Source organism: Trichloromonas sp. (assembly GCF_041583255.1).
Taxonomy (GTDB): Bacteria; Desulfobacterota; Desulfuromonadia; order Desulfuromonadales; family Trichloromonadaceae; genus Trichloromonas.
Genome location: NZ_JBFHGD010000145.1, coordinates 1 through 8,547, shown reverse-complemented (window position 1 = coordinate 8,547; position 8,547 = coordinate 1). Strand labels below are relative to the sequence as shown.

13 protein-coding genes are annotated in these 8,547 nt (G+C 55.2%); all 13 read right to left on the bottom strand.

Annotation, left to right across the window (positions count from 1 at the left end; genetic code table 11):
* Positions 1–26 precede the first annotated feature (26 nt).
* Positions 27–1,508, bottom strand: coding sequence for an anthranilate synthase component I (gene trpE, locus ABYV89_RS11745; RefSeq protein WP_432823143.1), 1,482 nt, complete (start codon positions 1,506–1,508; stop codon positions 27–29).
* Positions 1,509–1,657: 149 nt separating this feature from the next.
* Positions 1,658–2,119 carry a 50S ribosomal protein L17 gene (rplQ, locus tag ABYV89_RS11740; protein WP_432823142.1) on the bottom strand — a complete coding sequence of 154 codons (462 nt, stop codon included), beginning with the start codon at positions 2,117–2,119 and terminating at the stop codon, positions 1,658–1,660.
* 41 nt (positions 2,120–2,160) lie between these two features.
* Positions 2,161–3,177, bottom strand: coding sequence for a DNA-directed RNA polymerase subunit alpha (locus tag ABYV89_RS11735; RefSeq protein WP_432823141.1), 1,017 nt, complete (start codon positions 3,175–3,177; stop codon positions 2,161–2,163).
* A gap of 42 nt (positions 3,178–3,219) precedes the next feature.
* Positions 3,220–3,849, bottom strand: a complete 630-nt coding sequence (rpsD, locus tag ABYV89_RS11730) for a 30S ribosomal protein S4 (RefSeq protein WP_432823140.1) — start codon at positions 3,847–3,849, stop codon at positions 3,220–3,222.
* 20 nt (positions 3,850–3,869) lie between these two features.
* On the bottom strand, positions 3,870–4,265 hold the full coding sequence (gene rpsK / locus ABYV89_RS11725; protein WP_432823139.1) for a 30S ribosomal protein S11: 396 nt from the start codon (positions 4,263–4,265) through the stop codon (positions 3,870–3,872).
* A gap of 11 nt (positions 4,266–4,276) precedes the next feature.
* Positions 4,277–4,645: a 30S ribosomal protein S13 gene (gene rpsM / locus ABYV89_RS11720; RefSeq protein WP_432823138.1), complete on the bottom strand. Its 369-nt coding sequence runs from the start codon at positions 4,643–4,645 to the stop codon at positions 4,277–4,279.
* A gap of 21 nt (positions 4,646–4,666) precedes the next feature.
* Positions 4,667–4,780, bottom strand: a complete 114-nt coding sequence (rpmJ, locus tag ABYV89_RS11715) for a 50S ribosomal protein L36 (RefSeq protein WP_092054090.1) — start codon at positions 4,778–4,780, stop codon at positions 4,667–4,669.
* Positions 4,781–4,851: 71 nt separating this feature from the next.
* On the bottom strand, positions 4,852–5,598 hold the full coding sequence (gene map, locus ABYV89_RS11710; RefSeq protein WP_432823137.1) for a type I methionyl aminopeptidase: 747 nt from the start codon (positions 5,596–5,598) through the stop codon (positions 4,852–4,854).
* 9 nt (positions 5,599–5,607) lie between these two features.
* Positions 5,608–6,255, bottom strand: a complete 648-nt coding sequence (locus ABYV89_RS11705; protein ID WP_432823136.1) for an adenylate kinase — start codon at positions 6,253–6,255, stop codon at positions 5,608–5,610.
* A 15-nt stretch (positions 6,256–6,270) separates the two neighbouring features.
* Complete coding sequence (gene secY, locus ABYV89_RS11700; protein WP_432823135.1) at positions 6,271–7,581, bottom strand: preprotein translocase subunit SecY; 1,311 nt, start codon at positions 7,579–7,581, stop codon at positions 6,271–6,273.
* A 1-nt stretch (position 7,582) separates the two neighbouring features.
* Entirely contained in the window at positions 7,583–8,023 is a 441-nt protein-coding gene (rplO, locus tag ABYV89_RS11695; protein ID WP_432823134.1) for a 50S ribosomal protein L15, read from the bottom strand.
* Positions 8,024–8,042: 19 nt separating this feature from the next.
* Positions 8,043–8,222, bottom strand: a complete 180-nt coding sequence (gene rpmD / locus ABYV89_RS11690; protein WP_432823133.1) for a 50S ribosomal protein L30 — start codon at positions 8,220–8,222, stop codon at positions 8,043–8,045.
* A 23-nt stretch (positions 8,223–8,245) separates the two neighbouring features.
* Positions 8,246–8,547, bottom strand: a 302-nt coding sequence (locus ABYV89_RS11685) for a ribosomal protein S5 (RefSeq protein WP_432823132.1), incomplete at its 5' end; no start/stop codon positions are given.

Here is an 8,547-nt window from a genome sequence, read left to right as displayed (position 1 = left end):
GTAGTTGTCGATCATCAGGAGCATGGTCAGTTGAGCCCCTTTCGCGCCATGGCGAGCGCAGTCATGGCGCCGCGCGCCTTGTTGACCGTCTCCTGGTATTCAGCCTCGGGATCGGAATCGGCGACGATGCCGGCCCCGGCCTGCAGGCAGATCTGCCCCCCCTGCACGACCAGGGTACGAATGACAATGGCCATATCCATGTTCCCGGAGAAGGAAAAGTAGCCGACCGCGCCGCCATAGATCTCACGGCGGCAGGGTTCAAGTTCGTCTATGATTTCCATGGCCCGGATTTTCGGCGCCCCGCTCAGGGTTCCGGCCGGAAACGTGGCCCGGAACACATCGAAGGCGTCCTTACCGGCCTGCAGGCGACCACGTACATTGGACACGATGTGCATGACGTGGGAATAGCGCTCGACGACCATCAACTCACTGACCTCGACGGAACCGGTACAGCAGACCCTGCCCAAATCGTTTCGCCCCAGATCGACCAGCATGATATGCTCGGCGCACTCTTTGGGGTCGGCCAGCAGATCGCTTTCCAAAGAGCGGTCTTCATCTACCGAAGCGCCCCGAGGGCGGGTGCCGGCGATGGGCCGGACCTCGACCTGCGCCCCCTCCTTGCGCACCAGCACCTCGGGTGAGGCCCCGATCACCAGGGTTTCGCCAAAACGCAGAAAAAACATATAGGGCGACGGGTTGATAGTCCGTAGCGCCCGGTAAATATCGAAGGGGTCCGTGGTGCCGAGGTCACCATGAAAACGTTGCGACAGTACGACCTGGATGACATCCCCGGCCCGCACGTATTCCTTGCATTTTTCGACCGCCGCCGTAAAACCTTCGCGGGTAAAATTGGCCTGCATCGGCTGATCATCGACCTGGGTCGTGACTCTTGCTCGCGGCAGCGGGGTGCGCAACTGCTCGATCATCGCCTCGATCTGTTCCGTCCCACGTCGATAGGCGGCAGCAGGGTCGGCTCCCGGCGGCAGGTGAACATTACAAACGACCTTGATCTTCTGCCGCATGTTGTCGAAAATCAGCAGCTTCTCCGTCAGCAGAAAACAGGAATCATAGGCACCGATTTCAGACGGATTGGCATCAGGCAGCACTTCGACAAAACGAACCATGTCGTAACCGAGATAACCGACCGCACCACCGAAAAAACGGGGCAACCCATCAACCTGCACCGGCCGGTAAGGAGCCATGAAGGCCTTCAATTCATCGAGGGGGTCGCGACAAGGACCGCCGGCAACAACCAGACCGTTCTCAAGAATCTCGTAATTCAGTCCACGACTGCGGAAAACCCGTCCTGGCCCGCTGCCGAGAAAGGAGTAACGGGCCCATTTCTCCCCACCTTCGATACTTTCCAACAGAAAAGAGGTCGCACCATCGTCAATTTTTTTGAAAGCGGAAACGGGAGTTTCCATGTCGGCGAGAATCTCCCGATAAACCGGGATCAGATTCCCTTGTTCGGCAAGGTCGGCAAATTGCTCTGAGGTGGGGAAATACATCGGCTCTCCGAAACTAAAAAGTGGAGTAACTTACCACGTTTTTTCGCAAACCGTCAAGGACCATACCCTTGAATTAACTACAGGTTAAAGCCCACAAAAAAAGGCAAGGAGAGAACTCCTTGCCTTTTTGTTTCAACTTGTAAAGCTGCTCAGACCTGCTCTTCAGCAGCCTCATCGGCAACGTCTGCAGCAACCTCAGAAACCGGCGCCGCAACAGGAGCAGCAGCTGCCTGCTTGCGAGGACGGGGAGTGAACCCCTCCTCAACCAGTTCGATGATCGACTGGGATGCATTGTCCCCGAGTCGATTGGACAGCTTGATGATCCGGGTATATCCGCCGGGGCGATCCTGATAGCGGGGTGCCAGACGATCAAACAGCTTGGCGACGACCTTGCTGTCGCGCACCACCTGCAGCACCTGACGGCGTGCATGCAGATCACCGCGCTTACCGAGGGTAATCATCTTCTCGGCAACCTTCCGCAATTCCTTGGCGCGACAGTCGGTGGTGGTGATTTTTTCGTGCTCGAGCAGCGAAGTCACCATGTTGCGCATCATAGCGGAACGGTGGCTGGAATTGCGACCGAGCCGTCTTCCGGATTTATTGTGACGCATTGTTCTGTGGTCCTTTCTTCGTTAATCCTCGGGCGGCGGAATCAGTCTTCCTCGCTCCCCTTCTGAATCATTTTGAGATATTCGGGATCAGGGAAGCTTTCCAGCTTCATCCCAAGAGTCAGACCCATCTCGCTCAGAATATCCTTGATTTCATTCAGCGACTTGCGACCGAAGTTCTGAGTCTTGAGCATTTCGGCTTCCGAACGCTGCACCAGATCGCCGATGAGGCGGATATTCGCATTTTTCAGGCAGTTGGCGCTGCGGACGGAAAGCTCAAGTTCATCTACGCTGCGGTAGAGGTTCTCATTGATCTTTCCGGTCGATTCGCTGACTTCCTCTTCAGCAGGTTCAGATTCTTCATCGAAATTGATGAAGATCTGCAGTTGCTCCTTGATGATCTTGGCCGCATAGGACAATCCATCGTCGGGACGCACGCTGCCATCAGAGAAAATCTCGATGGTCAGCTTGTCATAGTCGGTAATCTGACCGACGCGGGCATTGGTAACCGTAAAGTTGACCTTCTTGATCGGCGAGAAGATCGAGTCGATCGGAATCGTGCCCACCGGAGCCTTCTCGTCACGGTTACGTTCAGCGGGAACATAACCCTTGCCGAGTGACACCACCATGTCAATTTCTACATCAGCTTCCTGGGAACAGGTGGCGATGTGATGATCGGGGTTGAGGATTTCCACGTGGGAATCGGTGATGATATCACCGGCCGTAACAGCTCCAGCCCCCTTCTTGACGATGCGGACGTTACGACTATCATTCCCGTGCAGACGCAGCAGCACGCCCTTGAGGTTGAGAATAATATCGGTAACATCCTCGGTCACGCCGGGAATGGTGGAGAACTCGTGGAGAACCCCCTTGATACGCACGGAAGAGATAGCCGCTCCCTGCAGCGAAGAAAGGAGCACCCTGCGCAACGAGTTGCCCAGCGTCGTTCCAAAACCACGCTCAAAAGGCTCGGCGTAAAATTTGCCGTAGGTATCGGTCAGAGTTTCCGACTCAACCTGGAGACGCTTGGGCTTGATGAGGTCTCTCCAGTTTTTATACATTCGTATCCTCCCTAATGAGGTTACAGCTAAAGCCTGCCAGGATTACTTGGAGAACAATTCGACGATGAGATGCTCCTGGAATACAGGAGTCGTCATCTCTTCACGAACCGGCAGGGTTTTAACGGTCCCTTTGAAGGCCGTGCGATCAAGCTCGACCCAGGAAGGAAGACCGCGGCGCATGACCCCGTCAAGGGCTTCGTTGATGCGGGCCACCTGGCGACTCTTCTCGCGCAGCTCAACCACATCACCGGGACGCACCAGATAGGAAGGAATGTCTACCCGCCGACCATTGACCAGGAAATGTCCCTGGCGCACCAGGGAACGTCCTTCGTTACGCGAAGTGACGAAACCCATGCGGTAAACCATGCTGTCAAGGCGCCGCTCCAGAAGCACAAGCAGAGTTTCACCTGTCACCCCTTTCATGCGGTCGGCTTTATCGAAATAGGAACGGAACTGCTTCTCCAGCAGGCCGTAAGTTCTCTTGAGACGCTGCTTTTCACGCAGCTGAGTGCCGTAGTCAGAAACCTTGATGCGTCCCTGCCCATGCTGACCGGGGGCGTAGTTTCTGCGTTCAACTGCACATTTATCAGTATGGCACCTGTCCCCCTTGAGGAACAGCTTCATATTTTCCCTTCTGCACAGACGGCAGACGGGACCGGTGTATCTAGCCAACGTTCGTCCTCCTTATATGATTAGACTCTTCTGCGCTTCGGGGGGCGACACCCGTTGTGGGGAATCGGGGTGACATCCTTGATCAGGGTAATGTTGAGGCCTGCCGCCTGCAGTGCACGCAAAGCAGACTCACGACCGGAACCCGGACCCTTGACATGCACAACAACACTGCGCATACCATGCTCCTGAGCTTTCTTGGCCGCATCCTCAGCTGCAACCTGAGCAGCAAATGGGGTGCTCTTACGGGACCCCTTGAAACCCCGACCACCGGCAGTGGACCAGGAAATCACATTACCACTGACATCAGTAATCGTGACGATGGTATTGTTGAAGGTCGCCTGAATGTGTGCCACTCCGTTGGCGACGTTCTTCTTTTCAATTTTTTTTCTTACGACTTTCTTGCCTGGCTTAGCCATCGTTCCTCCAGTTATTTCTTCTTGCCGGCCACAGTTTTACGGGGGCCTTTGCGAGTACGGGCATTGGTTTTGGTCCCTTGCCCGCGAACGGGAAGACCGCGACGATGCCGCAGACCGCGGTAACAACCGAGGTCCATGAGACGCTTGATGTTCATGGACACCTCACGCCGGAGGTCACCTTCGACCTTGGTCTCACGGTCCATGGTCTCGCGAATCTTGGCAACTTCAGCCTCAGTGAGATCGTCGGTCCGGGTATTGAAATCTACGCCGGCCTTGGTCAAGATCCCCTGGGAGGAGGCGCGGCCGATGCCATAGATGTAGGTAAGAGCCACCTCAATCCGTTTATTTCTTGGTAAGTCGATACCAGCAATACGTGCCAATTTATGTTCCTCCTAATCCAGTTATCCCTGTCTCTGCTTGTGCTTGGGGTTTTCACAGATAATCCGGACAATCCCCTTGCGCTTGATAACCTTACACTTGTCGCAGATTGTCTTAACCGAAGCGCGGACTTTCATCGTCGATTCCTTTACTCGTCAAGTTGCCTTAAAAAAACAAAGCATACAGTAGCTTTGAAAAATGACCTTTATTACGGCAGGGTCAGAACCTCTGGTCCGCTTTCCGTGACAGCAACCGTATGCTCAAAATGGGCCGAGGGCTTGCCGTCAACGGAGACGGCGGTCCAGCCGTCTTTCAGTATGGTAATTGCCGGGCTCCCGGCATTAATCATCGGCTCGATCGCCAACGTCATCCCGGGACGCAGCCTAGGCCCCTGACCGGGAGGCCCGAAGTTGGGAATCTGCGGCGACTCGTGCAGCTGACGGCCGATACCGTGACCGACAAACTCACGCACAACGCTGAAACCTTCTTTTTCCACACACGTCTGCACAGCGCTGGAGATATCAGAGAGCCGACCTCCGGCTACCGCGGCTGCTATCGCAAGGTCAAGTGAAAGCTGAGTGACCCGCAGCAGCCTTTCTTTTTCCGCATCAACTCGGCCGACCGGGACAGTGATTGCAGAATCACCGTAAAAACCGTCCCTGATCACCCCAAAGTCGATACTCAGTATATCGCCTTCACGCAAGGGAACTTCATCAGCGAAACCATGGACCACCTTTTCGTTCGGCGACGAACAGATAGTAAAGGGAAAACCACCATAGCCCTTGAAGGCCGGACGAACCTTGCGTTTCTTGCATTCCTGCTCGGCAAACCGGTCAAGCTCTAGGGTAGTTACCCCGGGCACGACTTTCTCACGAAGCAACTGAAGAATCTCGGCGACCACGCGCCCCGCCTCGCGCATCTGATTGAGCTCGGCACGGGACTTGAGAACGATCACGGAAATCGCCTAATCAGCCTGAAGAGACTTCAGGATCTGATCCTGAACGACCTTCATTTCCTGCATTCCGTCGATCACAACCAGCACATCAGCATCGCGGTAGTAGGCCACCAGCGGCGAAGTCTGATCATTATAAACATCAAGACGACGGCGGATGGTTTCCTCCTGGTCATCATCGCGCTGGAACAGAACACCGGCACAAACATCACACTTGCCTTCGACGGCAGGCGGATCAAACTTGATGTGATACCCACGCCCGCAGTCGCGGCAGGTCCGGCGACCGGTGAGACGCTCAACCAGAGCCTCAACATCAACCTCGAGGGACACTACAGCATCCAGATCCTTGCCAAGCTCGACCAGGCTTTCGTTCAGCGCATCTGCCTGAGGCAAGGTCCTCGGAAAGCCATCCAGAATAAAACCCTTGACACAATCGGATTTCTGCAGGCGCTCCCGAACGATACCGACAACCACCTCATCAGGAACCAGACCACCGGCATCCATGTGCGACTTGGCCTTGACCCCCATCGGGGTTCCTTCCTTGACCGCTGCGCGAAGGATATCACCGGTAGAAATCTGCGGGATACCGAAACGGTCCATCAGCATCTTAGCCTGCGTCCCTTTACCAGCGCCAGGGGGGCCAAGCAAAATAAGCTTCATAGCAAGTAGTTCCCCTTATCCGTGACGGCCCTTGAGGGTAACGCCTTTCATAAAACCTTCATACGATCTGGAAATCAGATGCGCCTCGATCTGCGACGCCGTATCCAGCCCAACACCGACAACGATCAGCAGCGAGGTTCCGCCAAAGTAAAAGGGCAGACTGAATTTTCCGATCAGAATGGTCGGCAAAACACACACGGCGGATACGTAAATTGCACCAGCAAAGGTGAGCCGTCCGAGAACCATATCGATGTACTCGGAGGTCGGCTTACCCGGCCGGATCCCAGGAATATACCCGCCCTGCTTCTTCACATTGTCTGCGACATCAACCGGGTTGAATGTCACAGCCGTGTAGAAATAGCAGAAGAAGATGATTAATGCAACGAAAAAAACATTATACAGCCAATGGCTCGGCGTCATCATCGAGGCCAGAGTCTGCACCCAGGTCACGTCTACCAGATTCGCCACCGTCGCCGGAAACATGATGATGGAGCTGGCAAAGATCGGCGGGATGACGCCGCTCATATTGACCTTCAACGGCAGATGACTGGTCTGGCCACCGTAGTTGCGCATTCCTACCACCCGCTTGGCGTAATGAATCGGCAGGCGTCGCTGACCACGCTCCATGAAAACAATGGCCCAGATCACAGCGACCATCAGCACCAGAACCGCCAGAGTGACGATCGGGGTCAGGGCGCCGGTAATAATAAGACGGATCGAGTTGACAACAGCCGACGGCATGTTGGCAACGATTCCGGCAAAAATGATCAACGAAATCCCGTTGCCGATACCACGCTCGGTGATCTGCTCACCAAGCCACATGATAAATGCCGTACCGGCCGTCAGGGTGATGACAGTCAGCAGGATAAAGCCCATCCCCTGATCAGGAACGACCAGTTCTCCGGCCGGCCCGCGCATGGTCTGCAGTCCGACAGCGATACCGGTACCCTGTATGATCGAGAGGAAAACCGTCCCGTAGCGTGTCCACTTGGTAATCGTTTTGCGCCCCTGCTCACCTTCGTTTTTAAGCCGCTCTACAGGCTCGAAAACGACAGCCAGCAACTGCAAAATAATCGAGGCACTGATGTAGGGCATGATACCAAGAGCAAAGACCGTCATACGCTCTAATGCGCCACCGGTAAACGCACTGACCAGACCAAGCAGGGTACCTTCGGTACCCTCGAAGAACTTGGCCAGCACCTGCGCGTCAACCCCCGGAGTCGGCACATGACAGCCGACCCGGTAAACAACCAGCATTCCCAGGGTGAATAGAATTCTACGCCTGAGTTCAGGGATACTGAAGATGTTCTGGATGGCTTTTATCAATTTAAATGACCTCAGCCTTACCGCCCGCCGCCTCAATCTTCTCTTGAGCCGACTTGCTGAATTTATGTGCCTGCACCGTCAACGCCTTGGTGACATCACCGTCACCGAGCACCTTAATGCCGTCGAGAACATTGCTCACCAGGCCAGCCTTGCCGAGCGCTGCCAGGTCAACCACCGACCCGGCCTCGAAAACATCGAGATCACGCAGGTTAACCAAGGCATAAACTTTCTTGGTGAGAGGAGTAAAGCCGCGCTTGGGCAGGCGCCGCTGCAGAGGCATCTGGCCACCCTCGAAGCCGGGCTTGATGCTGCCGCCGCTACGGGCCTTCTGACCTTTGTGACCTTTGCCTGCAGTCTTGCCCGTGCCCGAACCCTGTCCACGACCAATGCGCTTGCGATTTTTTGTAGAACCGATAGCCGGTTTCAAATTACTCAGATCCATATCCATAATCCTCAGTGAATCAGTCCTCGACTTCGACCATATGGGAAACCTTGCGGATCATCCCCCGGATTTCGGGAGTGTCCTTCAGGCTGACCGTCTTGTGCAGCTTGGTCAAACCGAGGCCCTTAAGCACACGGGTAAAATATTCCTTGCGGCCGATGCCGCTCTTCTTCAACGTAATCTTGATCTGTTCGGCCATGACCTTCTCCTTGTCGGCGCGAGTTACTCTGCAGACGCCTGCAACCCACGGCGCTCCATGATTTCCTCGGCGCTCTTGAGCTGCGAGAGGGCATTCACGGTAGCCTTAACCACGTTATGGGGATTGTTGGAACCAAGGCACTTGGAGAGGATGTCACCTACACCGGCCACTTCGAGGACAGCGCGAGCTGCTCCACCGGCAATAACGCCAGTACCGGCCGAAGCCGACTTCAGCAAAACCTTACCTGCGCCAAACTTGCCCAGCACGTCGAAGGGAATGGTGCGGTCCTTCAGAGGAACCTTGATCAGGCTTTTCTTAGCCTGCT

What these genes read in the sequence shown, in the direction of transcription:
- trpE (WP_432823143.1), bottom strand. Translation starts at nt 1,508, where the DNA reads ATGTATTTCCCCACCTCAGAGCAATTTGCCGACCTTGCCGAACAAGGG.
- rplQ (WP_432823142.1), bottom strand. Translation starts at nt 2,119, where the DNA reads ATGCGTCACAATAAATCCGGAAGACGGCTCGGTCGCAATTCCAGCCAC.
- ABYV89_RS11735 (WP_432823141.1), bottom strand. Translation starts at nt 3,177, where the DNA reads ATGTATAAAAACTGGAGAGACCTCATCAAGCCCAAGCGTCTCCAGGTT.
- rpsK (WP_432823139.1), bottom strand. Translation starts at nt 4,265, where the DNA reads ATGGCTAAGCCAGGCAAGAAAGTCGTAAGAAAAAAAATTGAAAAGAAG.
- rpmJ (WP_092054090.1), bottom strand. Translation starts at nt 4,780, where the DNA reads ATGAAAGTCCGCGCTTCGGTTAAGACAATCTGCGACAAGTGTAAGGTT.
- ABYV89_RS11705 (WP_432823136.1), bottom strand. Translation starts at nt 6,255, where the DNA reads ATGAAGCTTATTTTGCTTGGCCCCCCTGGCGCTGGTAAAGGGACGCAG.
- rplO (WP_432823134.1), bottom strand. Translation starts at nt 8,023, where the DNA reads ATGGATCTGAGTAATTTGAAACCGGCTATCGGTTCTACAAAAAATCGC.
- rpmD (WP_432823133.1), bottom strand. Translation starts at nt 8,222, where the DNA reads ATGGCCGAACAGATCAAGATTACGTTGAAGAAGAGCGGCATCGGCCGC.